A 26737-nucleotide genomic window follows, 5' to 3' on the forward strand; every position below is an offset into this window, starting at 1 on the left:
ACTCGTTTCAGGGCCCACTTCTCCGCGCTCGCAGGCTGTGATTGGTTCGCGGTGGATGCTGAAACGAGTTCAGCATGGCGGTGGCGGGGCGTCAGTCACTTATGGGGGGCAGGCCCAGATTGACCGCCAGATCGATCCATTGCGGGTTTTCCGACTCAATCAGATTGATCTTCCAAGGACGGTGCCAATTTTTCAGTTGTTTCTCTCGCGTGATCGTGCTGTTCATACCGTCGAACATCTCAAATTGGACAAGGCGATACACCGCATATTTAGAGGTATATCCGGGCGTCAGTTTGTCGCGATGCTGGCAAAGGCGCTGGATGAGGTTCGACGTTACGCCGATGTAAAGCGTGCCGTAAGGCTGGCTGGCGAGTATGTAGACGCAAGGTTGTTTCGTTTGTCGCACGTGAGGTATATGGGCTCACCATGGACCCTGAAACAAGTTCAGGGTGACGAGTTCAGGGGTATTGGCCGTTACTGATAATTCGCATCTTTCGCCGCAGCGGCAGCCGGAAGACATCGACGCCGCCCTGCGTCCGAAAACGCTCGACGAATTTATCGGGCAGGAAGCGGCGCGCGGCAATCTTCGGGTGTTTATCGAGGCGGCCAAGGGGCGTAGCGAGGCGCTGGATCATGTGTTGTTCTTTGGGCCTCCCGGATTGGGGAAGACCACGCTGGCGCAGATTATTGCACGGGAATTGGGTGTCGGATTTCGTGCGACTTCCGGGCCGGTCATCGCCAAGTCCGGCGATCTTGCAGCGCTGCTGACCAATCTTGAAGAAGGCGATGTCCTGTTTATCGACGAGATTCATCGGCTCAATCCGGTGGTCGAGGAAGTGCTCTATCCGGCGATGGAAGATCGCGCGCTCGATCTGATCATCGGCGAAGGCCCCTCGGCGCGCTCGGTACGGATCGACCTGCCACAATTCACACTGATCGGCGCGACCACCCGCCAGGGCCTGCTGACCACGCCGCTGCGCGACCGATTCGGCATACCGGTACGGCTCAATTTCTATACGACCGAGGAACTGGAACAGGTCGTTCATCGCGCCGCGCGGCTGCTCGATCTCGATATTGCGCCCGATGGTGCCACCGAAGTGGCGCGCCGCGCACGGGGCACGCCGCGTATCGCCGGTCGCCTGCTCCGCCGGGTGCGGGATTTTGCCAATGTCGCGGGCACGAGACTGGTCGACCGGAAAATCGCTGATGAATCGCTTGTCCGGCTCGAAGTCGACAGCATCGGTCTCGACGCGATGGACCGGCGCTATCTTTACATGATTGCGGACGTCTACAAGGGCGGTCCGGTCGGTGTGGAGACGCTTGCGGCTGGCCTTTCGGAACCGCGGGACACGGTGGAGGAAGTGATCGAGCCTTATTTGATCCAGCTCGGCCTGATCGCGCGGACCGCCCGTGGCCGGACGCTGAATGATCGCGGGTGGCAGCATCTCGGGCTGTCGCCGCCTGCGGGTAAAGAGGTGGACGGAGAGCTGTTTGATTGACGTGCTCCGCACTTGAAGCGGAGCTCTGGATATCGAGAGCGCTACTAGCCGTCAGGGCTCCGCATCCAGTGCGGAGCACCGTTATCTCGCTATCTGCTCCGCCGACGCCCAGGTTGCATGGGTGCCGCTGCTAATCCGGTGCGGCAGGATGATCGTGCAGACCGGGCCTGCCGCAATATCCTGTGCGTCAATGATGATACATTCCGACCGGTTCTGCGCCATATCGGTGATGAAGCTGATCAGATAACCGTCATCCTCTGACTGCGGATTTGCGCGCGGGATGAAGGGGGCTTCGGAGCCAAAGCGTTGCTCGCCAAAGGAGATATGCTCTGCTTCGCCGGTCTCCAGGTCATGTTTCGTCAGGCCATTGAACAGGAACCAGCCCGGCTCGCCGGTAACGCTATAGACATAGCGATAGGGTTTGCCGGCGATCTGCTGGTTGATCATCCCGAATTCGACCGGATAGTCGTTGAACAATGTCTCTTCTTTGGTCTCGCCGGTTTTCATGTTGAAGCGCCAGCGGTGTAATTCGGGTTTGAAACTGTGCAGGTCGATGCTCGCGCCCATGCTTTCATAGCCTGCCGGGAAATCGGTCAGGGGTGGCGGCACCGGCTCATTCTGGAAATAGCCGTCGAGAACCACTTCATCGCCCTGTTCATAGGCGTTGGTCCAGTGGAGGACGTAGGTTGGCTTCGCGTCGAACCATTTTATATCCTCCGGCTGGCCCATGCGCGGGATGATCCCGAAGCGGGTGGGCTCGTCGGGATGATAAGCGGGAATAAAGAGATTCCGCTCGATCAGTTCCGGCTTCCAGTAAAGTGGACAGTCGTTGAAAATGGCGAAATTCTCGGTGAACGCCATATCGTGCGGCAGGCGCGCGCCGGGCAGTTCGATGGGAATAAAATGCTTGAGCGCATTGTCCGGCCCGACGACGCCATAATGGCAATAGGGCGCTTTGGTCGAATAGTTGAAGAACAGCAGTTCGCCGGTGGCCTCGTCGACCTTCGGGTGAGCGGAAATGCCGTCCTCCGGTACCCAGTCCGCCGTGCCGATGGTCTCCAGTGTCTCCGGATCGAGCCGATAGCCTTCGCCGCATTGATAGAAGGTCGAGAGGATCGCGCCGGCGTGAACTACGACATCGGTCGAGCTGCTGTCCTTGATGCTGCCATGCGCGCCCCACCCCTTGCGCTTGGAATCATCGGGCTTGCCCATGATGCCGACCCACAAGGGACCGCCTTCTTCCTGTTCGGCCTCGAAGCCCTTGGTGCGGACAAAGCGGTTGCGATAGTGTGCCTTGCCGTTGCGCAGGCGGATCGTATGGATCATCCCGTCACCGTCAAAGGGGTGATAACGGCCGATACTGTCATGCACCGGATTCTCGGTGTTGCGGACATAGAGCCCGTCGATATCGGCCGGAATCGTCCCGATTATCTCGAGTTCATCCGTGTCGACTTCCTCGAAAACCGGAGTCCAGGCACCATTGCGATAGGGGTGGTCATTCGGTTCCAGCGTTACCTTCACCTGATCCACCCCGGTTGCCATCAGTCGCGCAGCAATTCGTTGATGCCGGTCTTGGACCGGGTCTGCGCGTCGACCGTCTTGACGATCACGGCACAATAGAGCGACGGCTGCGGAGCGCCGTCAACCTTGACCTTTGGCGGCAATGTACCCGGCACGACGACCGAATAAGGTGGAACTTCGCCCATCCAGATCTTGCCGGTGTCGCGGTCGACGATCTTGGTTGACGCGCCGAGATAGACGCCCATCGAAAGCACCGCACCCTCGCCGACGCGGACACCCTCGGCAACTTCCGCCCGGGCACCGATGAAGGCACCATCCTCGATGATCACCGGATCGGCCTGCAGCGGTTCCAGCACGCCGCCGATGCCGGCGCCGCCGGAAATATGGACATTCTTGCCGATCTGCGCGCAGCTGCCGACTGTCGCCCAGCCATCGACCATCGTGCCTTCATCGACAAAGGCACCGATGTTGACGAAGCTCGGCATCAGCACGACGCCGCGGCCGATATGTGCACCCTGGCGGACGACCGAACCGGGAACCGAGCGGAAGCCCGCCTCGCGGAACCGGTTTTCACCCCAGCCGGCAAATTTGCTCGGCACCTTGTCCCAGTGATTGGCGCCGCCAGGCCCTTCGATGACTTTATTGTCGTTCAGGCGGAAGGAGAGCAGCACCGCTTTTTTCAGCCACTGGTTAACCACCCACTGGCCGTCTTTCTTCTCGGCGACCCGGCCGCTGCCATTGTCGAGCATGGCCAGTGCGGAATCGACAGCATCGCGGATCTCGCCCTGAGTAGTCAGGCCAAGGGATTCCCGTTTGTCCCAGGCATTGTCGATAATGGTCTGCAAAGCTGCGGTCATGTCGGTGTTTCTTCCTTTTCTTGGTGGAGGCCGGTGACCCAGCTTTCCAGATCTGTGATTTCGTGGTCAATATAGGCGGGATCATGCTCGCGACCAGCCCATTCTGCGCCGGTATTGATCCACACAGTGGTCATGCCCAAATCTTTTGCCGGACGCAAATTGCGGGCCATATCCTCTACAAACAATGCGCGGGCCGGATTGATACCGGTGGCGGCAATCAGGCTCTCGTAAGCAGCTGTCTGAGGTTTTGGCACGAGACCGGTGTCCAGTATGTCGTGCATCTGGTTGAACAGGCCATCCAGTCCGCGTCTTTCCAGCACCTTGAGGGCGTAAGGCCGGTCAGCATTGGTGAAAACCAGCTTCTCGCCCGGCAGCGCGGCAATGGCATCGCGAACCAGCGGCGCCGGCGCCAGACGATCCATGTCGATATCGTGGACGAAATCCAGAAAGTCCGACGGATCGGTCCCGTGATGGTGCATCAGACCCGCCAGCGTGGTGCCGTGATCATGGAAAAAAGCCTTCTGGATTTTGCGCGCCTCCACGAGGTCGCATTCCAGAGTCCGGGCAATATATTCGCCCATCTTGATGTCGATCAGCGCGAACAGGTCGCACTCGACCGGATAGAGCACATTATCGAGATCGAAAATCCAGTGATCGATATGGGAGAGTTCGGGTGGCATGGCGAACCGCCTAAAGACCGTTTCCGGCAATCACAAGCAGCAATATAGGCTAGGCGCGCGCTCCAGCATCCTCGACACTGGTGCTGTTATGCCGGAGGGCCTTGAGCACGGTATCGACAATGCCATCGGCGTCGAGTCCGGCTTCGGCATATTGCAGGTCGGGCTTGTCCTGATCCTGGAATATATCCGGCAAACGCATGGTGCGGATTTTGAGACCCGCATCGGTCAGCCCGTTGTCGGATGCATAGGTCAGGACATGCGCGCCGAGACCCCCGACGGCGGCTTCCTCTATCGTAACCGCCACTTCATGGGTGGTCAGCAATTTGCGAATAAGTTCCTCGTCGAGTGGTTTGGCAAAGCGCAAATCAGCGACAGTGGTGCTGAGGCCGCGCGCTTCCAGCCGTTCTGCGGCCTTTCTGGCTTCTTCCAGTCGGGCGCCGAGCGACAGGATTGCCACCTTGGTGCCTTGCTTGACGATCCGGCCCTTGCCGATTTCCAGCCGTTCGAGCTTTTCCGGAATCGGAACGCCGGTGCCATTGCCGCGCGGATAGCGGAAGGCGATCGGGCCGCTGTCGTGCAGCGCGGCGGTATAGGTCATATGCGCCAGTTCGGCTTCGTCTGCTGCCGCCATTACCACCATATTGGGCAGCGTCGCCAGATAGGTGATGTCGAAGCTGCCGGCGTGGGTGCTGCCGTCGGCCCCGACCAGACCGGCGCGGTCAATGGCAAAGCGAACCGGCAGATTCTGGATCGCCACATCATGCACGACCTGATCATAGGCGCGCTGCAGGAATGTGGAATAGATGGCGCAGAACGGTCGCATGCCCTGAGCTGCGAGGCCGGCCGCAAAGGTCACGCCATGCTGTTCGGCAATGCCGACATCAAAGGCCTTGTCGGGATGCGCCTTGGCAAATTTGTCAACGCCGGTGCCCGACGGCATGGCAGCGGTAATCGCGCAAATCCGCGAATCGCTGTCGGCGAGCTTGGCAAGGGTTTCGCCAAAGACATTCTGATAGGCCGGGGGGCCACCGCCCGGCCCCTTGTTCTGCTTGCCGGACACCACATCAAACTGGGCGACGCCGTGATATTTGTCAGCGGCTTCCTCGGCGAATTTATAGCCTTTGCCCTTTTCCGTGACCACATGCACCAGGCAGGGGCCCTCCGCCGCGTCGCGCACATTTTCCAGTACCGGAATCAGATGCTCCAGATTATGCCCGTCAATCGGACCGACATAATAGAAGCCCAGTTCCTCAAACAACGTGCCGCCCATGGTCATGCCGCGGGCAAATTCGTCGGTCTTGCGGGCGGCGTCGTGCAGTGCTTTTGGCAGCTTGCGGGCGATGCGCCGGGCCAGCTGACGCACGCCGAGAAATTCGCGGGAGGACACGATCCGGGCGAGATAGGCTGACAGGCCGCCAACCGGCGGCGCGATCGACATATCATTGTCGTTGAGAATGACGACCAGCCGGTTGCCGGCGGCCTCGGCATTGTTCATCGCTTCATAGGCCATGCCGGCGCTCATGGCGCCGTCGCCGATCACGGCAATGCCGCGCCCCGGCGCGTCGTTGAGCTTGTTGGCAATGGCGAAGCCGAGCGCCGCGCTGATCGAGGTCGAGCTGTGCGCAGCGCCGAAAGGATCATATTCGCTTTCCGACCGCTTGGTAAAGCCGGAAAGACCCCCGCCTTGCCGCAGGGTCCGGATTCGATCGCGACGACCGGTGATAATCTTGTGCGGATAGCATTGGTGGCCGACATCCCAGATCAGCCGGTCTTCAGGCGTATTGAAGACATAATGGATGGCCGTGGTCAGTTCGACAACGCCGAGCCCGGCGCCGAGATGCCCGCCGGTGGTGGACACGGTGTCGATCACTTCGGTGCGCAGTTCGTCGGCAAACTGCCGGAGTTGCGTCGGCTTTAATTTGCGCAGATCGGCCGGCAAGGAGACATTATCCAGCAATGGTGTATTCGAAACTGGCATATTTACTCCCTGTGTGCTTCCAGTTCTAACGGCATTACGATGCTCTGTCGAACTTTCAGCAGACCGCTTGTGAACATTTGCTGAGAATGGAACCGGATCAACTGCATTTCTGGCAGATACCGCGCACTTCGATCACCGGCCGGATGGAGTTGAAGCCCTGGTTATTTGCTACTTTGCGCACTTGCTGCGACAGCGGGTCGTCATCAATATGGGTGGCCTCGCCGCAACTGTCGCAAACCAGAAAAATACAATCATGCTCGCAGCCGGGATGGCTGTTGGCGAGATAGGCATTGGCGCTTTCAATCCGCATCGCGAGATTATTCGCCACGAACAGATCCAATATCCGGTAGACGCTATTCGGTGCGACACGCTTCCCGCGCGCGGCGGAAACCAGTTCGGCAATGTCATAGGCCGATGCCGGGCGCGAGAAACCGGCCAGCGCGTCGAAAATGGCGGCTCTGGTCTCCGTCCATTTTTCCCCAGATTTCTCCAGATTGAGGCGCGCCGCGTCGGCTAAGGATTCGCCGTGATGCTCGTGATGATCATGTTTTCCCATCAGGGCAATTTAGGGATGTTTCACCGCAAGGGCAATGGGCAGAAACTTAATGGGTGGCGCGATAGTTCAGGTCATGGGCCAGTGCCAGAAAGCCGACACCCAGCATGGTATACAGGACTTCGAGGCTGTCATGGCCGTTTTCGTGACCAATCGTGATCGCGCCCATCATCATTCCCAGTCCCAGGCTGCCGATCGCTACCGGCATGATATAGCCATGGTCCAGCACGCCGCGTCCCAGCGCAAAAAAACCGAGGGCAATAGCTATGCCAAGCCCGATTTCATGGATCAGCGGGTTGAGAAACATGCCGCCGGCCGACGACAGCAGCGCGACAAAGGCAATGGTCGCAACACAATGTGCGAGGCACAGGCCGGAGACGAGCACGGCGATCCGATCCCAAAGGCCGTCCCTGACCATGGCGCCGTTCTTGTCCCAGAATTTCGCTGTCGTAAACACGACTCACTGTCTCGCTTCATTGTTTGCGTGTGCAGCATATAGAAAAAGACCTGTTAAGTTACAACATATCATTTCTCCTCCTTTCCAAATTTTGGCGCGCTTCCGCGATTCTGGTTGTCAGGCGGGCGATTTAATTCCAAATAGCCGCAGATGACCCAGCCGATTACCGCAGAGCAGCCAGACAGCATGGCCAGTTCCCGTCGCCCGATCGCGATCGCCAACTGGCTTTATTCCGTCGCCTTTCTGGTCTTCATCATGGTGGTGGTAGGCGGGATTACCCGGCTGACCGAATCGGGTCTGTCGATCACGGAATGGAAACCGGTGACCGGCGCGCTACCGCCGCTGAGCGAAGCGGACTGGTTGTCAGAATTTGAAAAATACAAGCAGATCCCCGAATATCTGGAAATTAACGGGCCGGCGGGCATGACGCTGGCGGACTTCAAGTTCATTTATTTCTGGGAATGGGTGCACCGCCTGCTCGGGCGTTTGATCGGAGTGGCCTTTGCACTGCCGCTGCTGTGGTTTGCGGTGAAGCGGGCAATTCCGTCCGGCTATGGCTGGCGTCTGGTGGCCTTGCTGGCGCTCGGCGGTCTGCAAGGAGCGATTGGCTGGTGGATGGTCAGTTCCGGCCTGAGCGAACGGACCGAGGTCAGCCATTTCCGGCTGGCTGTCCATTTGCTGACGGCGCTTTTCATATTGGGCGGGCTTGTCTGGACGGCACTCGACTTGCGCCAGTGGGCGGCGGGTGACAGAAAGCCGGCACGGCTGACGGGCTTTGGTCTGATGACGATTGTTGTACTGTTCGTACAGCTGCTGTTCGGCGCCTATACCGCCGGTCTGAACGCCGGTTATGTGTCGAGCAGCTGGCCGCTGATGAATGACTATTTCATTCCCGGCGGAATCGACTGGGCTTCGGGTATCTGGAATGCGCTTAATAATGACCCCTATCTGATCCACTTCATCCACCGCTGGTGGGCCTGGGTTGCGGTCGGTTTTCTGGTGGTTCTCGCCCGGAAGGTCCGGAAAATGGACCGCCGCGCTTCGGTTGCTATCCATATAGCCTTTGGCAGCCAGATCTTGCTGGGCATCGCCACGGTGATGACCGGGATCGATATCCATCTGGCGGTGCTGCACCAGGCGGTTGGGGCGCTGGTTGTCGCGTCGACTGTCTGGGGCGTCCATTTAATCGGCCGTCCGCAAGCGGAAAACGGTCCTCGGTAATATTATACCCGCCAGCAAAGCCCCGCTTTCGCTTGACTTGCGGAAAAAACAAAGCCAATAGCGCCGCAGCCGGCCGGAACTTCGTGTCCGGCTTTTATCATTTTTGAATCTATCCATTCTCCAAGAAGGAGTCACCCCATGAAGGGTATCACGAAACAGACACAGTCGGCCAAGCCAGCTGATGTCGAAAAGAAATGGCATATCATTGATGCCGAAGATCTGGTCGTTGGCCGGGTTGCATCGATTATCGCCAGTATCCTGCGCGGCAAGCACAAGCCAAGCTACACCCCTCATGTGGATTGCGGCGACCATGTCATCGTGATCAACGCCGAGAAGGTGAAGTTCACCGGCAACAAGACCAAGCAGAAAACCTATTACAAGCACTCCGGCCATCCCGGCGGCATCAGCGGCACGACCGCGGAAAAGGTTCTCGAAGGCCGTTTCCCCGAGCGCGTCATGGAAAAAGCTGTCGAGCGGATGATCCCCAAGGGACCACTTGGCTTCGCCCAGATGCGTGCCTTGCACGTTTTTGCCGGCACCGAGCATCCTTATGCTGGCCAGAACCCGGTGGCGCTCGACGTCGCTTCGATGAACCGTAAGAACAAGGTGGGCGCATAATGTCTGACGTAAAAACCGATCTCGCTGATCTTAAAGATATCGCTGGCCCGGCTGTGGTCGATGCACCGGCTGCTGCTGAAGCGGACGCCGAAACCGTAGCCGCTGAGCCGCCCGTCTCCACCATGCCTTTGCGCGAGCAGGAGCTGGACAAATTTGGCCGTGCCTATGCAACCGGTCGCCGTAAAGACGCGGTTGCCCGTGTTTGGCTGAAGCCCGGCAAAGGCAAGATCACGATCAACGGTCGTGACCAGGAAACCTATTTCGCTCGCCCGACCCTGCGTCTGGTGCTCAACCAGGTTTTCGCCATCACCGAGCGCGAAGGTCAATATGACGTGGACGTTACGGTTAAGGGTGGCGGTCTTTCCGGACAGGCCGGTGCGGTCAAGCACGGCATTTCGCAGGCCCTGACCAAATATGAACCGGCTTTGCGGTCGGCCGTGAAGGCAGAAGGCTTTCTTACCCGTGACAGCCGGAAGGTTGAACGCAAGAAATACGGTAAGGCAAAAGCGCGCAAGAGCTTCCAGTTCTCCAAGCGTTAAGCGAAACCAAATCGAATTGCGAAAAAGGCGGCCTGCGGGTCGCCTTTTTTATGGTTTGCGAAGTTTCGGAACGGGTCGCTGGGGTTTGCTGATCACGGCCCTGCTCGAGACCAGCAGCATGACGCTTGTCACCATCGCCGAGATCAGCATGGCCCAGGCCACACCGATCGTGCCCGAGGCGGGTAATGCAAAGGCCATCAACAGTCCCAGCGTGAGCAAACCGACCAGTCGGACCAGCAGCGCATTTCTGGTACGGCCCGCAGCCTGAAGCAGGGGCTCGAGGCCTAATCCGGCCAGGCTGATGATGGTTGCGGCGCCCAGCAGCAGCAATAGCGGGAAGGCGGCGAGATATTCGGGTCCGGAAATCAGGTTGATGATATGCTTGCCGAACAGCAGCAGGCCGAGGAAAAGGACGCCGCCGCTCAGCGCCGAAACCCGAAGGGATCGCCAGAACAGGGCTCTGGATTTGCGCGACTGTCCGGTCGCGAACAGGCGGGACAATTCTGCAAAAAGCGGGCGGGCAAACACTTCCGCGAGCCGGTTGAGGCTGTTGGCAAGCTGGTCGGCCAGACGGAACAGGCCTGCGGCAGCCGGGCCAACAAAAAAGCCGACAATGACGACCACCAGCCGTTCGCGGATCACGCTGATCAGATAGGCGAGATTGGTGAACAGCAGAAATGCTGCGAACTCCTTTCGGTCCGGCGCCGGGGCCGCTTGTGTGATCGCGCTTTGCGGTAGAGGGGCTTGATCCTGCCGCCGCCAGACCATCAGCCACATCACCACGAAACTGACAAATTCGGAAAGCCCCCAGACGATCAGAAAGCCGGTCATCGACGGCCGGGTCAAGAACAGGGCCAAAGCTCCGACGAAGCGCACGATCGGAATGATGGCATCGCCGAAGGCATTGCCGCCGAAGCGGTCCTGCGCACGCAATATGCCGGTGGGGGTCGACCGGACCGACAGGAAAACAATCACGCCATAACCCAGTATCGCCTGTTCGACCGTGCCGCTCCAGCCAAATTGAGTCGCGCCATGAGGCAGCATCAGCCACAAGGCCGCGCAGGCAACCAGCCCGCCGATCAGTTCGATCGAAAAGCTTCGGGCCGACAGTTTCCGGAACGCCGCATGCTGTCCGGCGATCAGAAAGGGGACGCCAAATTGCACCACGGTCTGCCAGGTCTGCAGTTTCAGGATTGCTGACAGAACCTGGATGGCGCCGACGATGACCATGAATTCACCAAAGCCGGCGACCCCCAAGCTGCGGGTCAAGATCGCGAGATAGAAGATGCTCAGGACCGCACCGATACCCTTGGCGGAGAAGAGCCAGCTGCTGTTGCGGAATACGCGAACCAGCGAATCTTCGCTGCTGAACCATCTGGAGAGTCTATTTTGCGACACAGATCTCGACTTTTCCTACTCATCATCAGACGGTTGATCGATCTCTTTATCGCAAAATTCTGCTATTTCCATCATTGTCTTATCAATCCGGCTCTTGAATAAATCCAGCGCCCGCGCCACAGGGACCATATGGATACCAGATTTGATGTAATATTGCTGGCTGCCCAGCGCACAGGCGTGATCAATCCCTTGGCGGAGGCGCATGGCGTCAGCCACAAATGCCTGATCCCCATCGCCGGCGAGCAACTGATTGCCCGGACATTGGAGTCGGTCACCAGCCATCCCGGTTGCCGGTCCGTTCATATATTGATCGAACCCGATGGCGAGGCTGCAGTCCGCCCGGTGGCCGCAAAATTTGCGCGTGACGATCTTCCCATCCATTTCATCGCATCGGATAGCAATATTGCCGAAAGCGTCCTGCTGGGCTGTGCCAATGGAACACCACCTTTCATCATCACCACCGCAGATAATGTTCTGATCAAGCACGACAGTATCGACAGGGCTGTCAAAGCACTCGAAGAGGGAGCGGATGCCGTCGCCGGACTGGCCAACAAGGACGATATCACCGCGATCCATCCCAAGGCGCAGGGCGGGTTCTACGACTTCCGGGACAATGGCTATGCCAATTGCAATCTCTACGGAATCGCCAATAATGATGCGCTGAAAGCTGCCGATATTTTCCGCGAAGGCGGGCAGTTCATGAAAAACCCCAAGCGTCTGGTTAACGCTTTCGGCCTGTTCAACATATTGCTCATGCGGTTCAAGCTGGTTACCATTGATGGCGCTTTCAGACGCATGTCCAAGCGCTTCGGCATCACCATCCGACGGGTGCCGCTGAGCGACGGCACTCAGGCTATCGATGTCGACAATGAGCGGACGTACAAGATTGTCGAAGCCATACTGGAAGATCGGGTTGCCGGCCTGAAATTATAGCCAAATCAGCTGTCTGCAGCGATGAGGGCGGTATCACGCGCTTCCTGATAGGCGCCGGCAATCGTCGCCATGTCTTCGCGCAGTTTCGCGGCAAGTCCTGCGTCATCAAGCGCGGCCAGATTGATCATTTGCGGCATCGACAGGCCGAGCCGCAAGGTCCCGCCAAACCGTCCATTACCCCATTTCACACATCGAACGGGTTGCCCCAGCCGAATATCCCTCGCTACCATCGCCTTGTGGATCCGCGTGGCATCATCGAAATCCAGGCTGGTGCCGTCGCTGATATTGATGGTTACCAAAGTCCGCATTTCGAGCGGATGCAACCGGGCTTCCTCTTTTTCGCCCGGTGGGTAACTGTGGACCTTTTCTGCGCCAATCTGTCCGCACAGCCATTGCGTCGCTTCACGGAACTGGTCGGTGATCCGGCGGATTTCCGCAGTCGGAAGTGCCTGGAAGCGCTCCAGTTCAAACAGTGAAGCCTCGAGTCGCAACAACAGTCCCGGATTGCTGTCCGCACGCAGTCTTTCCTGTCCGGGCCAGGCTGGGGGGAATTCGGCGCGGCGGAATATATTGCAAAGTCCGGCGGGTATCGGACCACAGCTGTGCAGCATGTCTTCGCGCATCAGGGCAAAACCGCTGAATGGTGGACCGCCCATGAACTTCGAGCCGGTCAGAAATACCATGATGTCGCGCTGCAGATAATCGGCGATCGCGGCCGAGGTGATCCGCGCCTGACAGGCGTCGACAACGAAGGCGATATCCGAACCATATTTGTCACGCAATGCGTCAATTTCAGCCAGATGTGGCAGGATCAATCCGGTCTTGGATCCATGCACGATATGGACCAGTGGTCTTTCCGACCGTTCGAGCGCCGCCCGGATGGCCGGTTCGATCTGGCCGGTAATTTCGATGCTGTTATAGGCCACCCCGGCTTCATCGCGAACCGGAAATTCCTGTAGCGATGTATCGCCCAGTCCGTCGACCGGCATGCCCGGAACCGTTTCTATCGACAATGCGGTTTCACCGCTGAAATAGTGGCCATGTGCGCTATGGATGCAGCCGCTGCCAACTTCGTCCGAACCAAGCAGAATATTGTGCACCGGGCGCTTGTGATCACCTTTCACGGAGAGCAGTGCAATATATTCCAGATCGGTGCCTGAAGGGGCGAATGCGACCTGCACTGTTTGCGGAAGATCATAAGCGGTCCGGATCGTGTGCCGCAAGTGTTCCAGGCGCTCTTGATAGAATTCGGGGGCGGATATCCGCTGCCCATGTTTCGCCAGCACCGACTGGACATGCGCAAATGCCGCTTTGCTTATATCATTGGCCGTTGAACTGGCATAGGCAATGATATCTCGGGGCCAGGGGCTGCTATGATAACGGTTCAGTCCCGTCGCGGGGTCCATGGTGATGCGGGCATCGCCGCCGCTGCTCATGGCCTGAGCCGTCTCGGATTGAAATAAACTCAACTAATTTGCTCGGTCCGTTGCTACAAACCGCATCCATAGAACGATAAGGCAAAAAGGGAAATTGCTTATTCGCAAAAATGTCCTATGTACGCAGCGATTTTTCCAGTTTCCGTAATTTGACACAGGCATATTTCAGTCCTGTGAAGCTGAGGCCTAATCTAGTGACCGCAATTGCTGATCCATTGACAATATCCGATCGTGCCAAGGAAGAGGTTCGTCTTCTTTTCATGGCCAAACATGCTCTGGGCGATGGCAGCCTGCACAAGGAAGACGGCAATCACGCCATCTACCATCATGAGGTTCGCAGCATCCTGGAGTCGCTCGGTCTGAACCTGACGCTTTCCAACACATATGAAATCTTGTTTGGCCAGCCGGAGGCGGATTTCGTTTTCCCCCTGCTCAATCGCGGCGGCTTCCTGAACAGCGAAATGCTGATTCCCCTGCTTTGCGAACGCCTGTCGATTCCCTATCTGGGAGCGACACCGATCCTGCGCGGCCTTGCCGACGACAAGCATCTCGCCAAGCTTTCGGCCCGCGAGCGCGGATTACCCACCGCGCCCTGGACTATCTATCGCTGCGGTGCACCGGTCGAGGAAAAAGACTGTCCGGTGGCCGAAAGAATGGTGGTCAAGCCCAATGCCAGTTCGGCAAGCTGGGGTATTCACGACGCCTCCGACTGGGTCGGTGTGCGGCAGGCTGTGGCCGAGATTCACGAAGAAGGGCATGATGCCATTGTCGAGCCGTTTCTGGAAGGAAGCGATGTCGAAGTGCCGGTGGTCACAATCAACGGCGAACCGCAAATCATGCCGATGATGCTGTTCGAGCAGGCCGATCCCAGCCACTTGCGGACCTATTGGGAAAAGCGCGACCTGGTTGAACGCGGTCATAAATATCAGCTGGTCGATTTTGACCATCCGGAAATGTGCCCGCAGATCGCCGAACTGACGCGCCGGGTCATGACCGATTACCGGCCTTTCGATTATGGCCGGTTTGAATTCCGGGTGAATATGGATACCGGTAATGTCCAGTTTCTCGAGCTCAATCTCAATTGCAACCTGTGGTCGGAAAAGGTGTTCGGCCGGTCTGCGCAGCGGGCGGGTTGGACACAGGCGCAACTGATCGAGACAATATTGGCCGAAGGCTACCGGCGTCACGGCCTGATGGAATAGAACAGCAGAGCTTGCGCCCGGCATAGTCTGTTCCGGAAGCAGACGAATCTGGCGATATAGCGTCAAATCTGCTCGCGGTTCGCAATGCAGCCCCATTGCCACTGTACCAGGCTCTGGTTAGAGGATTGGCATGAAATGGTTGCTGATCATTGGTCTGCTGGTTCTTGTGCTGGTCGGTGCTGGCTGGTGGTTCTTTTCGCAGCCGGGACCCAAACAGCTGAACATGGCGAACAACGCGTTCCCGGGCGACGGCGATGCAAGATTGTTGTTGCCGGACCAGAAATTCGATGACCAGCACGGACTGGCGCTCGATATATGGGCGCCCACCAACATCTCGGCCGAACCGCTACCGGTGATTGTCTTCATTTATGGTGGCGGCTGGCGGGATGGTGCCAAGGAACATTATGCGTTTGCCGGCCGGGCGCTGGCCAATCGAGGCTATATGGTGGTTCTGCCCGACTATCGGCTTTTCCCCGACACCCGCTTTCCCGGTTTTCTCGAAGACAGCGCCAAGGCGCTGGCCTGGGTGCACGATAATATCGGGACATTTGGGGGTGATCCGGAGCGGATATTCCTGTCGGGTCAGTCCGCCGGAGCCTATAATGTGATGATGCTGGCGCTCGACCGGCAATGGCTGGGACGGGAAGGCAAGTCGCCAGACCTGATTCAGGGCGTTGCCGCGTTGGCTGGTCCCTATGATTTCTATCCGTTTGATTCGGAAACCACGAGGCAGAGTTTCGGCGACTATCCGGCGCCGGCAATGACCCAGCCGGTCAATTTTGTCCGGCCCGACGCCCCGCCATTGTGGCTCTCCAGCGGCAGCAACGACACCCAGGTGAGGCCACGAAACAGCAAGATTTTGCGCGACAGGATGCTCGATGCGGGCGGGGACGCGGAATATGTCGAATATCCCGGTATCGACCATCTCGAGATCATGATGGCGTTGGCCAAGCCCTTTCGTCACAAGGCTCCGGTGCTCGACGACATGGTTGCTTTTTTTGACCGCCACCGGTGATTGCAGGAATTGGAAGCCCCCTAGTCTTTTTTGCAGTGCAAAACTGTTGAGATAGCTGCACTTCTTGGTTATGCCGATCCGCAGAACAAGGGAATCCGACAGACATGGCTACTTTCACGCTCCCCAAGAATAGCAAGATCCGCAAGACGGGCGAATTGCATCAGGCGCTGACCAACGGGAAGAAGCGACCGTTCAAAGTATATCGCTATGATCCCGACAAGGGCGAGAACCCGCGCTACGACACGTTCGAAATCGACACCGATGACTGCGGGCCGATGGTGCTCGATGCGCTGATCAAGATGAAGTCGGAACAGGATGCCACGCTGACCTTCCGCCGGTCCTGCCGCGAAGGAATCTGCGGTTCCTGCGCGATGAACATCAACGGCAAAAATGGTCTGGCTTGTACCACCGCGATCGAGGATTGCGGCAACAAGGTGACCATCACTCCGCTGCCGCATATGGAAGTAATCAAAGATCTGGTCCCTGATTTCACCCATTTCTACGCCCAATATGCCTCGATCCAGCCGTGGCTGAAAACGGTTACGCCGACGCCTTCGGGCAAGGAGCGGCTGCAATCGCCGGAAGACCGCAACAAGCTGGACGGGCTGTACGAATGTATCCTCTGTGCGTGCTGCCAGACCAGCTGTCCCAGCTACTGGTGGAACAGCGACAAATTCCTTGGCCCCGCTATCCTGCTGCAGGCCTATCGCTGGCTCGCCGACAGCCGCGATGAAATGACCGGTGAACGGCTCGATGAACTGGAAGATCCGTTCCGGCTCTATCGCTGCCACACGATCATGAATTGTGCCAATGCCTGTCCCAAGGGTCTGTCGCCGGCCAAGGCGATTGCCGAAATCAAGAAGATGACCGCCTCGCGCGAAGTCTGATTCGAAAGCCGGCGCCCATTCATGTCTGAAGCAGAGCGCAATTTTGTCATCAGCGAGCCCGACCCGGACTTTCCGGACTGGAAGATATGGCAGCTGAACGATCCCGATTGCTATAACAGCTTTCTGGGAAAGATGATTGTCCGGTGCGGCGGTGACGGGCATGATGACGCTATCGCCCGGGTGCGCATGTTTCCCGAGCGCAAACACCGTAATCTCGGCGATGCGGTCCATGGCGGAACGATGATGGGTTTCATCGACTGTTCGCTGTTTGCCGCGATGCGGGTGCTCGACCTCGGTCCGTCCGGCTATGCGGTCACTCTCGAACTGCAGACCCATTTTCTCGGTTCCGCGCGGCTGGACGAGCCGCTTGAGGCGCAAGTCGAGATCACGCGCGAAACCGGGCGTTTTCTGTTCATGCGCGGGCTGGTCGTGCAGGGCGACAAGGGCCAGGACAATATGGCCTCTTTCACCGCCATCGTGAAAAAGGCGCCGCGCCAGAAAACAGATTTGCAATGAGCAGCTTCTACCAGCGCTATCTGGATCTGATCGCGCAAGGAGAACTGAAGCCCGATCCCGATCAGGAAGCCTGTGCCAAACGGCTTGCCCGTTTGCAGGAAGAACTGGAAGCCGTGCCACCGCGCGGCAGCATATTGTGGCGGGCCTTCGGCAAGAAACCGCAGGCTCCGCAAGGCATTTACATGTGGGGCGGGGTCGGTCGCGGCAAGTCGATGCTGATGGACCTTTTCTATAACAATCTCGGCATCCAGCGGAAGAAACGCGCGCATTTTCATGAGTTCATGCTCGATGTACACGCCCGGCTCAATGAAGAGCGCAAGAAGGAACAGGGCGATCCGGTGATCCCGGTCGCCAAGGCACTGGCCAGCGAAGCACGTTTTCTCGCCTTCGACGAAATGGTGGTCAACAACAGCGCCGATGCGATGATCATGTCGCGCCTGTTCACCGGTCTGGTCGAGGCTGGCGTAACCATTGTCACCACCTCCAACCGGCCGCCCGATGATCTCTACAAGAACGGACTCAACCGCGAGCATTTCCTGCCGTTCATCGATCTGCTGAAGACCAGGCTGGATGTGATTTCGCTGAACGGCCCAACCGATTACCGGCGGGAAAGACTGGGCGATGTCGATCTATGGCATGTGCCCAATGGCGAGGCTGCAACCAAGGCGTTGAGCGAAGCCTTTTTCCGGCTGACCGACTATCCTCCCGAGGACCGCGCCCATGTGCCTTCGGCCGAAATCGAGGTGCAGGGTGGCCGGATGCTGACCGTTCCGAAATCGCTCAAGGGGGTCGGGGTCTTCTCGTTCAAGCGGTTGTGCGCAGAAGCGCGCGGTGCGCAGGACTATCTCGCGATCGCGCGGCACTATCACAGCGTGATCATCGTCGGGATTCCCGTGCTTTCGAAGGAGAACCGCAATGAGGCGGCGCGCTTTGTCACGCTGATTGATGCGCTCTACGAATATCGGGTCAAGCTATTGGCCAGCGCTGATGCCGAGCCCGACGCGCTCTATCCGGAAGGGGACGGCGCGTTTGAGTTTGAACGCACCGCATCGCGGCTGCTCGAGATGCAATCCGATGATTATCTGGCGCTCGGCCACGGGGCCGCCTCCTAGAGCAGGCTGAGGCTGTCCAGATCGATCGCCATTTGCGCGGGGCGTTCGGCCATGGCGGCGAACATCCTGTCGCCGCGCTCGGTCTGTTCGACATGCAGCGAGGCGTTGATCGCCATCAGGAAGCCGGAAAAGGCGTGGCGGCGATATTCGTCCCAGAAAATCTCGAAGGCGGGCGCGTTCGGCCGTTTCGACAGATAGTCCCGGACCAGCCGTTTCTCCTCGTCCCGGCGCTGCGCCGGATCGGCGAAACTGGTGCCGATCAGATAGGCGATATCATTGGCCGGATTGCCAAGCGAACAGGTCTGCCAGTCGACCAGAGCCGCGATCCGTCCGTCGGCGTGAAACAGGATATTGTCGAGCCGCATATCACCATGGGTGATTGTCTGCTCTGCTGGCGCTTGTGCGATGTAGCTATCCATCCGGGCGACCAGTTCAGCTCCCAGATCCAGTGCATCAGCGGAAAGAAGTTTGGTAAAGCGCTCGCGAAATACCGGATATCCTTGGATTAGCGTGTTTTTAGTGAATTCGCTATTGCCTTCGCCATGGTGCAACCAGCGAAGCTTCTCGAACCCACTTTCAGGACGGTAGCTGTGTAAAGTCGCTGCCTCCTCCAACGTCGTCTCGACCTGAATCAGCGAAGCGCCGGCCACCTGATCCCCTTGCCTGGCCGGTGCCATGTCTTGCAGAAGGAGAACAAATTCCTGTTCGTTATCGGCAATGGCGGCGTGGTAACAAAGAGGGCAGTCGACACCCGATGTGTTCGCCGCGTCCCTGTACCAGCCGACCTCCATGTCATAGAGATGGAAGATCGCCGCAGCGTTGCGGCTAATGGTGTCGGCACTGGGGCATTTGGCAATAAAGGTTGCCGGAACATCAAACTTGGATGGTGACTCTCTTGGGCCGATGACATTCTCCGCCCATTCGCAGACAAACCGATAGCTGTCGCAAACCTGGCCGGTCCCGACCGGTTCGTGTGTAAGAGATTTGAGTGATCCCGGTGCCGCGTCAAAGACCTGTTCGATGAAGGCGGTCTCGAATTCTTCGGGGCGCAGCGGAAAACGGGCGCTCATGCTGCAGGGTCCATGGGACCGGCGAGACCGCTGCTGGCGTGAGGGCCGATGAACAATTGTTCGACGACTCCGATGCCCTGATGTTCGCTCCCATCGACGGTGAGCACGGCATCGCTGAGCGCCTGGATATGGATGGTGGTCATGTCGATTGCCGGTGCGGGGTCGAGGGCGATGACATCATGGTCGACCTCGAGATCGCCATGGTCCATGCCATGGCCCCAGACCGGATGGAGATAGCCGAGGCCCGACATATAGAATGTCCGCGCCGCATCGCCGGTGCGCGGTGTGATGGAGAGCGACCCGGTGCCGGTTTCAAGCTGCACCTGTTTGATTCGGCGGGAACCGGAATGATAGCTGAGATCGATGGCCTTTGGTTCAAACTCGAGCGCGCTCCGGGCGATCGTATCGACCACGCCGCGCCGATTCCACGGCATCCCGTCGCCGTCGTCATTGCTGTGAAAGAAACAGGCGTGATGGTCGAAATTGAGCGGTGTCCAGAGCCACCAGAATTGCGGGAACGCGCCGGCGGGCGGAGGTTGCGATTCGGATGCGCCGACCTGGCGGATACCCCAGCTTCTGTCGCGGGTGCCGCGGCAATGGCCGATATCGATATTCTGGCCATCGACGCTGATTGTACCCGACCAGTCGCCATTCTGCGTCATTCGGGTGTAATCCATCATCAGCCGGGGCCCCTCGCGGCGGATGAAGCGGGGCTCCTCGATCGGCTGGTGGCGGGCGGAGAACAGGATGTCGGCGGTGACCGGACTGTCGTTTGCAGCGACGGTCAGGCGGAGCTGTTGCAGCGGTTCGACGATGGTGACGGTGATCGGGCCGACCGTCAGGTCGAGTCTTTCGCTTCCCATTCTCTTGGAAGCCCGCAGATTATATTGCTTGCCGTCGATCGAGACACAAAAGGCGGCGTCCATGATATCGAGTTGCGGATAGATGCCGAGCGCGGCGGCGAAGAAGATGCTGCCGTCGGCGCTATAGCCGTTGAAGAAATAGCGGTCGTAGAAGTTGCGGTTGCCGCCCGATAAAGCCATTGGTTCCGGCGTCTGGTGCAGCGGATATTCGTCGCCCTTTGTCAGCATGTTGCATCCTCTTTTTCTGTGCATCATGCCATTTGGATTTCACTTTGCAACGCAAAAGAATGGAAGAATTGGAAGCATGTTCGCTGTTCCGTCATCCTGAACTTGTTTTAGGACCTCCAACGGCTGTCCCACTTCCGGAGGTCCTGAAACAAGTTCGGGATGACAAGCTTGTTGCCTCACTATTGCTACTGCGAACCAATTGCAAAGATAGCGGTCAAATTGGTGCTTTCTGCGGTTGAATTTGTCAGAATAGGGGCCTAATCCTGCCTTTAATATCCTTTTTCGACTCTATTCTTAGGAGAATTTCCCACATGGCCCGTAACAAGATTGCGCTGATCGGCGCAGGCATGATCGGCGGCACGCTCGCCCACCTCGCAGCTTCCAAGGAAATGGGCGATGTCGTCCTGTTCGATATTGCCGAGGGCATGCCAGCCGGTAAGGCGCTCGATCTGGCGCAGGCCGCTCCCGTGGACGGATTCGACTCCAATCTCAAGGGCACCAGCGACTATGCCGATATTGCCGGCGCCGATGTGATCATCGTGACCGCAGGCGTCCCGCGCAAGCCCGGCATGAGCCGCGACGATCTGCTCGGCATCAACCTGAAAGTGATGAAGGCCGTTGGCGAAGGCATCAAGGCGAACGCGCCCGACGCCTTTGTCATCTGCATCACCAACCCGCTCGACGCGATGGTCTGGGCCCTGCGCGAATTTTCCGGCCTGCCGCACAACAAGGTGGTCGGCATGGCCGGCGTTCTCGACAGCGCCCGCTTCCGCCATTTTCTGGCTGACGAATTCAACGTCTCGGTTGAAGATGTCACGGCCTTCGTTCTCGGCGGCCACGGCGACACGATGGTTCCGGTTCCGGCTTATTCGACAGTCGCCGGCATCCCGATCCCCGATCTCATCAAGATGGGCTGGACCACGCAGGACAAGATCGACGCGATCGTCCAGCGCACCCGTTCGGGCGGCGGCGAAATTGTCCAGCTGCTCGGCAATGGCTCGGCTTATTATGCGCCGGCAACCAGCGCGATCATGATGGCGGAAAGCTATCTCAAGGACAAACGCCGCGTGCTGCCTGCTGCAGCGCACCTGACCGGCCAATATGGCGTCGACGATCTTTATGTCGGCGTACCAGTCATCATCGGCAAGGACGGAGTCGAGAAGGTCATCGAAATCGAACTGAGCGAAGAAGCGCAGGGCAATTTCGACGTGTCGGTCGATGCGGTGAAGGAATTGCTGGAAGCCTGCAAGGGGCTGGATCCGAGCCTAGCGTAAATTTGGTGTTCAATTATCTGGCTCTAAATCTGGCGATAAGCGGCGCAGCACCGATAGATGAGCCTCGGCTTCTTGACATCTTTTGGTCAGCTTGTGCGGAAGGTAGCGTTAAATTTAGAGAAGGAGAAGCGCACAAGCGGGAATTTGGTGATTTGCCTTTTTGGGTTCGTCAATATTATCGAGGCGTAAAAAAGTTGGTGTCCGTTTATCAGCTTGGTGAGCAAGAGACCGCTTATCTGGTTTTTTTCGATAATAATGATGCGTGGGGACATGAATATACCAGCGGCTGTTCAGTGGTGGCGCAGCAATTGTCCCTGGATAGAGCCAATAAATTCATTTCTTTGAAATATGCGGGAGAAGTTGTTCCGTTGAAGAAATGTCGGCAGAATGTCAGATGGGAATGCAGTAAAAACAATCTGTATTTCGAGTTTTTTCCCGAAGATATAAGTTTCCAGATTCGAGGTGTCGAACTGAGTACCGACTTCAACGTAATTCAGCTTTCGAAACTAAAAAAGCCCACCCAGCAGTATTTGGAACGTCAGCGATCGCTGAGAGACGGAGATCGCTGATAGTTGTTATTATGGGGCATGGCAGAATTCAGAAAGGAATAGAATGAGCATTTTAATCGACAAGAACACGAAGGTCATCACCCAAGGGATGACCGGCAATACCGGTACGTTCCATACGGAACAGGCCCTGGCTTATGGCACGCAGATGGTTGCGGGCGTTACGCCGGGCAAGGGCGGTACGACCCATATCGGTCTGCCGAATTTTGACACGGTTGCCGAAGCGAAGGAAGCAACCGGCGCGACGGCTTCTGTTGTGTATGTTCCGCCGCCATTTGCAGCGGACTCGATCCTCGAGGCGATTGATGCCGAGATCGAGCTGATCGTCGCGATCACCGAGGGCGTTCCCGTGCTCGACATGGTGCGCGTGAAACGCGCGCTGCAGGGCAGCAAGTCGCGCTTGATCGGCCCGAACTGCCCCGGCGTCCTGACCCCCGACGAATGCAAGATCGGCATCATGCCCGGCAGCATTTTCCAGAAGGGCTCGGTCGGCGTGGTCTCGCGTTCCGGTACGCTCACCTATGAAGCGGTGCACCAGACCACGGCGGTTGGCCTCGGCCAGACCACAGCGGTCGGCATCGGCGGCGACCCGGTCAACGGCACCAATTTCATCGACGTGCTCGAGCTGTTCCTGGCCGACGACGAAACCAAGTCGATCATCATGATCGGCGAAATCGGCGGCAGCGCGGAAGAAGAAGCGGCGCAGTTCATTGCCGACGAAGCCAAGAAGGGCCGCAGCAAGCCGATGGTCGGCTTTATTGCGGGTCTGACGGCACCTCCGGGACGCCGCATGGGCCATGCCGGCGCGATTGTCTCCGGAGGCCAAGGCGGCGCAGAAGACAAGATCGCGGCGATGGAAGCTGCTGGCATCCGCGTCTCGCCGTCGCCGAGCGAACTGGGCATCACGCTGGACGCGATGTTGAAGGAGCTGGTTTGATTGTTCCCCTGCGAAGGCAGGGGGCCATCTACCGATCGTGCCAAGTGGAGCCGACGGGAGATGGGTGCCTGCCTGCGCAGGTACACGGGTAGAAAGGACTGACGATGAACAAACCCGGTTTTGTCTATTTCATGGCAAACCGGAAAAACGGAGCAATTTATACCGGATCGACCAGCGATTTGGTCAAGCGGACCTATCAGCACCGCAGCGCGCTGATCGATGGCTTCACCAAGAAACATCATTGCAAGCTGCTGGTCTGGTTTGAAGCTTATGATGATCTGGATGAAGCGCGGCTGCGGGAATTGCAGATCAAGAAATGGAAGCGGGGCTGGAAGGTCAGGCGGATCGAAGAAGAAAATCCCGACTGGCGGGATTTGTGGTTCGAGATTGTGACGTGAATTCGCCGTCGTCCTGTGGTGCCCCTGCGAAGGCAGGGGGCCATCACGGAAACGACAGACAAAGCGGATTGATAGCGTTCCCGCTCTGCCGAGCCTGATCGTAACAAAAGGCAGTTGTGATCGGACGATAGATTTGGAGATGGGCCCCTGCCTTCGCAGGGGCACAATGAACGGAAATATTATGGGTTTTGAAAATCAGGAATTTATCGGCTCGGAACAGGAGCAAGGCCCCAGCTGGCAGCGCAAGCACTGGCCGATTGATGACGCCGACGAGCTGAACAGCGCGCTCGATCCCACGCGGATGGGCATCGAGATCAAGGCTTCTGCGGAAAAATCCGGCAAGGCGATGTCCGATGCCGAAGTTGCCCAGGCGGCGGAAAAGTCGATCCGGGCGATGATGCTGATCCGCACCTATCGGGTGCGCGGACATCTCGGTGCCAATCTTGACCCTCTGGGGCTTTCCAAGCTCGAGGAACCGGCGGACCTGACGCCCGAATTCCACGGCTTCACCGCCGACGATATGGACAAGCCGGTCTATCTGGGCGGCGTGCTCGGCTTCCAGACCGCGACGGTGCGCGAGATCGAAGCGGTGTTGCGTGCCAATTATTGCGGTCCGGTCGGGCTCGAATATATGCATATTGCCGATATCGAGGAACGGCGCTTCCTGCAGGAGCGGATGGAAGGCAAGGACGCCGAGATCCACTTCACGCCGGAAGGCAAGAAGGCGATTCTCAACAAGGTGATCGAGGGCGAGGAATATGAGAATTTCCTCGGCAAGAAATATGTCGGGACTAAGCGTTTTGGCCTTGATGGCGGCGAATCGATGCTGCCGGCGCTGGAAAATATCATCAAATATGGCGGCCAGTCCGGCGTGCGCGACATTGTCTATGGCATGGCCCATCGCGGCCGGCTGAATATTCTCGCCAATGTGATGGCCAAGCCCTACAAGGTCATCTTTCACGAATTCCACGGCGGCTCGGCCAATCCGGAAGAAGTCGGCGGTTCGGGTGATGTGAAATATCACCTCGGCACCAGCACCGACCGCGAATTTGACGGCATCAATGTGCATATGAGCCTGGTGCCCAATCCGTCGCATCTCGAAGCGGTCGACCCGGTGGTGCTCGGCAAGGTCCGCGCGCAACAGGTGGCGCGCGATGATCTGGAAAAACATGACCAGGTGCTGCCGGTATTGATCCACGGTGACGCGGCCTTCGCCGGTCAGGGTATCGTCTGGGAGTGCCTCGGCTTCTCCGGCATCCGCGGCTATAATACCGGCGGCTGCATCCATTTCGTGATCAACAACCAGATCGGCTTCACCACCAGCCCGCAGTTCGCGCGCTCTTCGCCTTATCCGTCGGATGTCGCCAAGGGCGTGCAGGCGCCGATCTTCCACGTCAACGGCGATGACCCCGAAGCGGTGACCTTCGCCTGCAAGATCGCGATCGAGTTCCGCCAGCGTTTCGGCCGGGATATCGTCATCGACATGTGGTGCTATCGCCGCTTCGGCCATAATGAGGGCGACGAACCGAGCTTCACCCAGCCGATCATGTATGCCGCGATAAAGAAACATCCCAAGGTCAGCAAGCTCTACGAAGCGCGGCTGATCGAGGAAGGGATCATCGATGCCGACTGGGGGGATACCACCCGCAAGGCTTTTGCCGATCAGCTCGAAACGGAATTCCAGGCGGCCGCCAATTACAAGGCCGACAAGGCCGACTGGTTTGGCGGGCGCTGGCAGGGGCTTCATATTCCCGCCGACCCGGAAACCGCGCGGCGCAATGTGGAAACGGCGATCGATCCGAAACTGTTCGACAGTCTCGGCCGGACGCTGACCACGGTGCCCGAAGGGCTGCGGATCCACAAGACTTTGGGCCGGGTGCTCGACGCCAAGGCCAAGATGTTCAAGAGTGGCGAGAATCTCGACTGGGCAACCGGTGAGGCGCTGGCCTACGGCTCGCTGGTATCGGAAGGCTATAATGTTCGCCTGTCCGGTCAGGATAGCGGGCGCGGGACCTTTTCCCAGCGCCATGCCGTCTGGGTCGATCAGGAAACGGAAGAAAAATATGTGCCGCTGAGCACGGTGCGGCACGGCCGCTTCGAGGTGCTCGACAGTCCCTTGAGCGAATATGGCGTGCTCGGCTTCGAATATGGCTATGCCGCTGCTGATCCGAAGACTCTCGTTCTGTGGGAAGCGCAGTTCGGCGATTTCGCCAATGGTGCGCAGATCATGATCGACCAGTTCATTGCCTCGGGCGAAGCCAAATGGCTGCGCGCCAACGGGCTGGTGATGCTGTTGCCGCATGGCTATGAAGGCCAGGGCCCGGAACATAGTTCAGCCCGGCTGGAACGCTTCCTGCAACTGTGCGCGCAGGACAATATCCAGGTCGCGAATATCACCACGCCGGCCAATTATTTCCATGTGTTGCGCCGGCAGATGCTGCGCTCGTTCCGCAAGCCGCTGGTGATCATGACGCCGAAATCACTGCTGCGCCACAAGATGGCCGTGTCGAAGGCGGAAGATTTCCAGGGCGACCATCATTTCATGCGGATATTGTCCGACACCAATCCGCCGGCCGACAAGGATGTGAAACGGCTGGTGCTTTGCTCGGGCAAGGTTGCCTACGATCTGATCGAGGCGCGCGACGCGGCGGGTGACAAGAATACCGCGATCGTCCGTATCGAGCAGCTTTATCCGTTCCCAGGGGAACCGCTGGTGGTCCGGCTGAAACGGATGATCAATCTCGAGACGCTGGTCTGGGCGCAGGAAGAGCCGAAGAATAACGGCAGCTGGCATTTTGTCCGCTCCTATCTGGAAGATTGTCTGGAGCAGGCGGCGGTCGGTCCGGTCGATCCGGTCTATGCCGGTCGCAGCGCGAGTGCATCGCCGGCTACCGGCCTGGCCTCGCGGCACAAGCAGCAGCAGGAGCGGCTGATCGCCGAAGCGCTGGGGCATACAGTCGAGATGTAAAGCGTTGGGCT

The 26737-nt window shown here is 58.3% G+C and carries 26 protein-coding genes; 15 read left to right on the forward strand and 11 right to left on the reverse strand.

Annotation, left to right across the window (positions count from 1 at the left end):
• Nucleotides 1-91: 91 nt before the first annotated feature.
• Complete coding sequence (locus BOSE62_RS12650) at nucleotides 92-406, reverse strand: GIY-YIG nuclease family protein (RefSeq protein ID WP_159646769.1); 315 nt, start codon at nucleotides 404-406, stop codon at nucleotides 92-94.
• A gap of 61 nt (nucleotides 407-467) precedes the next feature.
• On the opposite strand from BOSE62_RS12650, the gene ruvB reads away from it, so the two are divergent.
• Nucleotides 468-1499 (forward strand): Holliday junction branch migration DNA helicase RuvB, encoded by a 1032-nt coding sequence (gene ruvB, locus BOSE62_RS12655; RefSeq protein ID WP_159646771.1) that lies wholly within the window; start codon nucleotides 468-470, stop codon nucleotides 1497-1499.
• 81 nt (nucleotides 1500-1580) lie between these two features.
• Here the strand turns inward: ruvB and BOSE62_RS12660 are convergent, their stop codons facing one another.
• The 6 genes from BOSE62_RS12660 to BOSE62_RS12685 form a co-directional block, all read right to left on the reverse strand.
• A complete protein-coding gene (locus BOSE62_RS12660; protein WP_159646773.1) occupies nucleotides 1581-3041 on the reverse strand; it encodes a carotenoid oxygenase family protein in 1461 nt (486 codons plus the stop codon).
• A complete protein-coding gene (dapD, locus tag BOSE62_RS12665; RefSeq protein ID WP_159646775.1) occupies nucleotides 3041-3877 on the reverse strand; it encodes a 2,3,4,5-tetrahydropyridine-2,6-dicarboxylate N-succinyltransferase in 837 nt (278 codons plus the stop codon). The genes BOSE62_RS12660 and dapD overlap by 1 nt, the downstream gene beginning before the upstream one ends.
• Nucleotides 3874-4557, reverse strand: coding sequence for a pyrimidine 5'-nucleotidase (locus BOSE62_RS12670; RefSeq protein ID WP_159646777.1), 684 nt, complete (start codon nucleotides 4555-4557; stop codon nucleotides 3874-3876). The genes dapD and BOSE62_RS12670 overlap by 4 nt, the downstream gene beginning before the upstream one ends.
• A gap of 49 nt (nucleotides 4558-4606) precedes the next feature.
• Nucleotides 4607-6535, reverse strand: coding sequence for a 1-deoxy-D-xylulose-5-phosphate synthase (gene dxs / locus BOSE62_RS12675; RefSeq protein WP_159646779.1), 1929 nt, complete (start codon nucleotides 6533-6535; stop codon nucleotides 4607-4609).
• Between the two features lie 97 nt (nucleotides 6536-6632).
• Nucleotides 6633-7091: a Fur family transcriptional regulator gene (locus BOSE62_RS12680; RefSeq protein WP_159646781.1), complete on the reverse strand. Its 459-nt coding sequence runs from the start codon at nucleotides 7089-7091 to the stop codon at nucleotides 6633-6635.
• A gap of 46 nt (nucleotides 7092-7137) precedes the next feature.
• Complete coding sequence (locus tag BOSE62_RS12685) at nucleotides 7138-7545, reverse strand: MerC domain-containing protein (RefSeq protein WP_394700102.1); 408 nt, start codon at nucleotides 7543-7545, stop codon at nucleotides 7138-7140.
• A gap of 150 nt (nucleotides 7546-7695) precedes the next feature.
• On the opposite strand from BOSE62_RS12685, the gene BOSE62_RS12690 reads away from it, so the two are divergent.
• The 3 genes from BOSE62_RS12690 to rpsI all read left to right on the forward strand — a co-directional run bounded on the left by BOSE62_RS12690 (nucleotide 7696) and on the right by rpsI (nucleotide 9923).
• Nucleotides 7696-8766, forward strand: coding sequence for a COX15/CtaA family protein (locus BOSE62_RS12690; RefSeq protein ID WP_236554017.1), 1071 nt, complete (start codon nucleotides 7696-7698; stop codon nucleotides 8764-8766).
• A 138-nt stretch (nucleotides 8767-8904) separates the two neighbouring features.
• On the forward strand, nucleotides 8905-9384 hold the full coding sequence (gene rplM / locus BOSE62_RS12695) for a 50S ribosomal protein L13 (RefSeq protein ID WP_159646783.1): 480 nt from the start codon (nucleotides 8905-8907) through the stop codon (nucleotides 9382-9384).
• On the forward strand, nucleotides 9384-9923 hold the full coding sequence (gene rpsI / locus BOSE62_RS12700) for a 30S ribosomal protein S9 (RefSeq protein WP_159646785.1): 540 nt from the start codon (nucleotides 9384-9386) through the stop codon (nucleotides 9921-9923). The genes rplM and rpsI overlap by 1 nt, the downstream gene beginning before the upstream one ends.
• A 48-nt stretch (nucleotides 9924-9971) precedes the next feature.
• Here the strand turns inward: rpsI and BOSE62_RS12705 are convergent, their stop codons facing one another.
• Complete coding sequence (locus BOSE62_RS12705; protein ID WP_159646787.1) at nucleotides 9972-11321, reverse strand: lipopolysaccharide biosynthesis protein; 1350 nt, start codon at nucleotides 11319-11321, stop codon at nucleotides 9972-9974.
• 129 nt (nucleotides 11322-11450) lie between these two features.
• Here BOSE62_RS12705 and BOSE62_RS12710 point away from each other — a divergent pair, with 129 nt between their 5' ends.
• The gene (locus tag BOSE62_RS12710; RefSeq protein ID WP_159646789.1) at nucleotides 11451-12254 is read left to right on the forward strand and encodes an NTP transferase domain-containing protein; all 804 of its coding nucleotides are present in this window, start codon (nucleotides 11451-11453) and stop codon (nucleotides 12252-12254) included.
• 5 nt (nucleotides 12255-12259) lie between these two features.
• On the opposite strand, the gene BOSE62_RS12715 is transcribed toward BOSE62_RS12710, so the two are convergent.
• Entirely contained in the window at nucleotides 12260-13690 is a 1431-nt protein-coding gene (locus tag BOSE62_RS12715) for a hypothetical protein (protein WP_159646791.1), read from the reverse strand.
• 194 nt (nucleotides 13691-13884) lie between these two features.
• On the opposite strand from BOSE62_RS12715, the gene BOSE62_RS12720 reads away from it, so the two are divergent.
• The 5 genes from BOSE62_RS12720 to zapE all read left to right on the forward strand — a co-directional run bounded on the left by BOSE62_RS12720 (nucleotide 13885) and on the right by zapE (nucleotide 18422).
• A complete protein-coding gene (locus BOSE62_RS12720) occupies nucleotides 13885-14892 on the forward strand; it encodes a phosphoribosylglycinamide synthetase (RefSeq protein ID WP_236554019.1) in 1008 nt (335 codons plus the stop codon).
• A gap of 130 nt (nucleotides 14893-15022) precedes the next feature.
• A complete protein-coding gene (locus BOSE62_RS12725; RefSeq protein WP_159646795.1) occupies nucleotides 15023-15907 on the forward strand; it encodes an alpha/beta hydrolase in 885 nt (294 codons plus the stop codon).
• Between the two features lie 104 nt (nucleotides 15908-16011).
• Complete coding sequence (locus BOSE62_RS12730) at nucleotides 16012-16794, forward strand: succinate dehydrogenase iron-sulfur subunit (protein WP_159646797.1); 783 nt, start codon at nucleotides 16012-16014, stop codon at nucleotides 16792-16794.
• 21 nt (nucleotides 16795-16815) lie between these two features.
• A complete protein-coding gene (locus BOSE62_RS12735) occupies nucleotides 16816-17310 on the forward strand; it encodes a PaaI family thioesterase (RefSeq protein ID WP_159646798.1) in 495 nt (164 codons plus the stop codon).
• The gene (gene zapE, locus BOSE62_RS12740; protein WP_159646800.1) at nucleotides 17307-18422 is read left to right on the forward strand and encodes a cell division protein ZapE; all 1116 of its coding nucleotides are present in this window, start codon (nucleotides 17307-17309) and stop codon (nucleotides 18420-18422) included. Before BOSE62_RS12735 ends, zapE begins: the two co-directional genes overlap by 4 nt.
• On the opposite strand, the gene BOSE62_RS12745 is transcribed toward zapE, so the two are convergent.
• Together BOSE62_RS12745 and BOSE62_RS12750 are read right to left on the reverse strand one after the other, a co-directional pair.
• On the reverse strand, nucleotides 18419-19492 hold the full coding sequence (locus tag BOSE62_RS12745) for a phosphotransferase (protein WP_159646802.1): 1074 nt from the start codon (nucleotides 19490-19492) through the stop codon (nucleotides 18419-18421). The two genes, zapE and BOSE62_RS12745, sit on opposite strands and share 4 nt — an antisense overlap.
• Nucleotides 19489-20583 carry a hypothetical protein gene (locus BOSE62_RS12750; protein ID WP_159646804.1) on the reverse strand — a complete coding sequence of 365 codons (1095 nt, stop codon included), beginning with the start codon at nucleotides 20581-20583 and terminating at the stop codon, nucleotides 19489-19491. The genes BOSE62_RS12745 and BOSE62_RS12750 overlap by 4 nt, the downstream gene beginning before the upstream one ends.
• Before the next feature lie 311 nt (nucleotides 20584-20894).
• Between BOSE62_RS12750 and mdh the strand changes: the two genes are divergently transcribed.
• From mdh to BOSE62_RS12775, 5 genes are all read left to right on the forward strand, one after another.
• Nucleotides 20895-21857 (forward strand): malate dehydrogenase, encoded by a 963-nt coding sequence (gene mdh, locus BOSE62_RS12755; RefSeq protein ID WP_159646806.1) that lies wholly within the window; start codon nucleotides 20895-20897, stop codon nucleotides 21855-21857.
• A 5-nt stretch (nucleotides 21858-21862) separates the two neighbouring features.
• Nucleotides 21863-22426 carry a hypothetical protein gene (locus tag BOSE62_RS12760; protein WP_159646808.1) on the forward strand — a complete coding sequence of 188 codons (564 nt, stop codon included), beginning with the start codon at nucleotides 21863-21865 and terminating at the stop codon, nucleotides 22424-22426.
• Between the two features lie 43 nt (nucleotides 22427-22469).
• On the forward strand, nucleotides 22470-23360 hold the full coding sequence (gene sucD, locus BOSE62_RS12765; RefSeq protein WP_100092973.1) for a succinate--CoA ligase subunit alpha: 891 nt from the start codon (nucleotides 22470-22472) through the stop codon (nucleotides 23358-23360).
• 104 nt (nucleotides 23361-23464) lie between these two features.
• A complete protein-coding gene (locus BOSE62_RS12770) occupies nucleotides 23465-23758 on the forward strand; it encodes a GIY-YIG nuclease family protein (RefSeq protein ID WP_159646810.1) in 294 nt (97 codons plus the stop codon).
• A 181-nt stretch (nucleotides 23759-23939) separates the two neighbouring features.
• Nucleotides 23940-26726 (forward strand): 2-oxoglutarate dehydrogenase E1 component, encoded by a 2787-nt coding sequence (locus tag BOSE62_RS12775; protein WP_159646812.1) that lies wholly within the window; start codon nucleotides 23940-23942, stop codon nucleotides 26724-26726.
• Nucleotides 26727-26737 lie beyond the last annotated feature (11 nt).

Origin of the sequence: Sphingorhabdus sp. 109 (genome assembly GCF_902506555.1) — a bacterium.
Classification (GTDB): domain Bacteria; phylum Pseudomonadota; class Alphaproteobacteria; order Sphingomonadales; family Sphingomonadaceae; genus Parasphingorhabdus.

What these genes read in the sequence shown, in the direction of transcription:
- BOSE62_RS12660 (WP_159646773.1), bottom strand. Translation starts at nt 3,041, where the DNA reads ATGGCAACCGGGGTGGATCAGGTGAAGGTAACGCTGGAACCGAATGAC.
- dapD (WP_159646775.1), bottom strand. Translation starts at nt 3,877, where the DNA reads ATGACCGCAGCTTTGCAGACCATTATCGACAATGCCTGGGACAAACGG.
- BOSE62_RS12670 (WP_159646777.1), bottom strand. Translation starts at nt 4,557, where the DNA reads ATGCCACCCGAACTCTCCCATATCGATCACTGGATTTTCGATCTCGAT.
- dxs (WP_159646779.1), bottom strand. Translation starts at nt 6,535, where the DNA reads ATGCCAGTTTCGAATACACCATTGCTGGATAATGTCTCCTTGCCGGCC.
- BOSE62_RS12680 (WP_159646781.1), bottom strand. Translation starts at nt 7,091, where the DNA reads ATGGGAAAACATGATCATCACGAGCATCACGGCGAATCCTTAGCCGAC.
- BOSE62_RS12690 (WP_236554017.1), top strand. Translation starts at nt 7,696, where the DNA reads ATGACCCAGCCGATTACCGCAGAGCAGCCAGACAGCATGGCCAGTTCC.
- rplM (WP_159646783.1), top strand. Translation starts at nt 8,905, where the DNA reads ATGAAGGGTATCACGAAACAGACACAGTCGGCCAAGCCAGCTGATGTC.
- rpsI (WP_159646785.1), top strand. Translation starts at nt 9,384, where the DNA reads ATGTCTGACGTAAAAACCGATCTCGCTGATCTTAAAGATATCGCTGGC.
- BOSE62_RS12710 (WP_159646789.1), top strand. Translation starts at nt 11,451, where the DNA reads ATGGATACCAGATTTGATGTAATATTGCTGGCTGCCCAGCGCACAGGC.
- BOSE62_RS12715 (WP_159646791.1), bottom strand. Translation starts at nt 13,690, where the DNA reads ATGAGCAGCGGCGGCGATGCCCGCATCACCATGGACCCCGCGACGGGA.
- BOSE62_RS12725 (WP_159646795.1), top strand. Translation starts at nt 15,023, where the DNA reads ATGAAATGGTTGCTGATCATTGGTCTGCTGGTTCTTGTGCTGGTCGGT.
- BOSE62_RS12730 (WP_159646797.1), top strand. Translation starts at nt 16,012, where the DNA reads ATGGCTACTTTCACGCTCCCCAAGAATAGCAAGATCCGCAAGACGGGC.
- BOSE62_RS12735 (WP_159646798.1), top strand. Translation starts at nt 16,816, where the DNA reads ATGTCTGAAGCAGAGCGCAATTTTGTCATCAGCGAGCCCGACCCGGAC.
- zapE (WP_159646800.1), top strand. Translation starts at nt 17,307, where the DNA reads ATGAGCAGCTTCTACCAGCGCTATCTGGATCTGATCGCGCAAGGAGAA.
- BOSE62_RS12745 (WP_159646802.1), bottom strand. Translation starts at nt 19,492, where the DNA reads ATGAGCGCCCGTTTTCCGCTGCGCCCCGAAGAATTCGAGACCGCCTTC.
- BOSE62_RS12750 (WP_159646804.1), bottom strand. Translation starts at nt 20,583, where the DNA reads ATGCTGACAAAGGGCGACGAATATCCGCTGCACCAGACGCCGGAACCA.
- mdh (WP_159646806.1), top strand. Translation starts at nt 20,895, where the DNA reads ATGGCCCGTAACAAGATTGCGCTGATCGGCGCAGGCATGATCGGCGGC.
- sucD (WP_100092973.1), top strand. Translation starts at nt 22,470, where the DNA reads ATGAGCATTTTAATCGACAAGAACACGAAGGTCATCACCCAAGGGATG.
- BOSE62_RS12770 (WP_159646810.1), top strand. Translation starts at nt 23,465, where the DNA reads ATGAACAAACCCGGTTTTGTCTATTTCATGGCAAACCGGAAAAACGGA.
- BOSE62_RS12775 (WP_159646812.1), top strand. Translation starts at nt 23,940, where the DNA reads ATGGGTTTTGAAAATCAGGAATTTATCGGCTCGGAACAGGAGCAAGGC.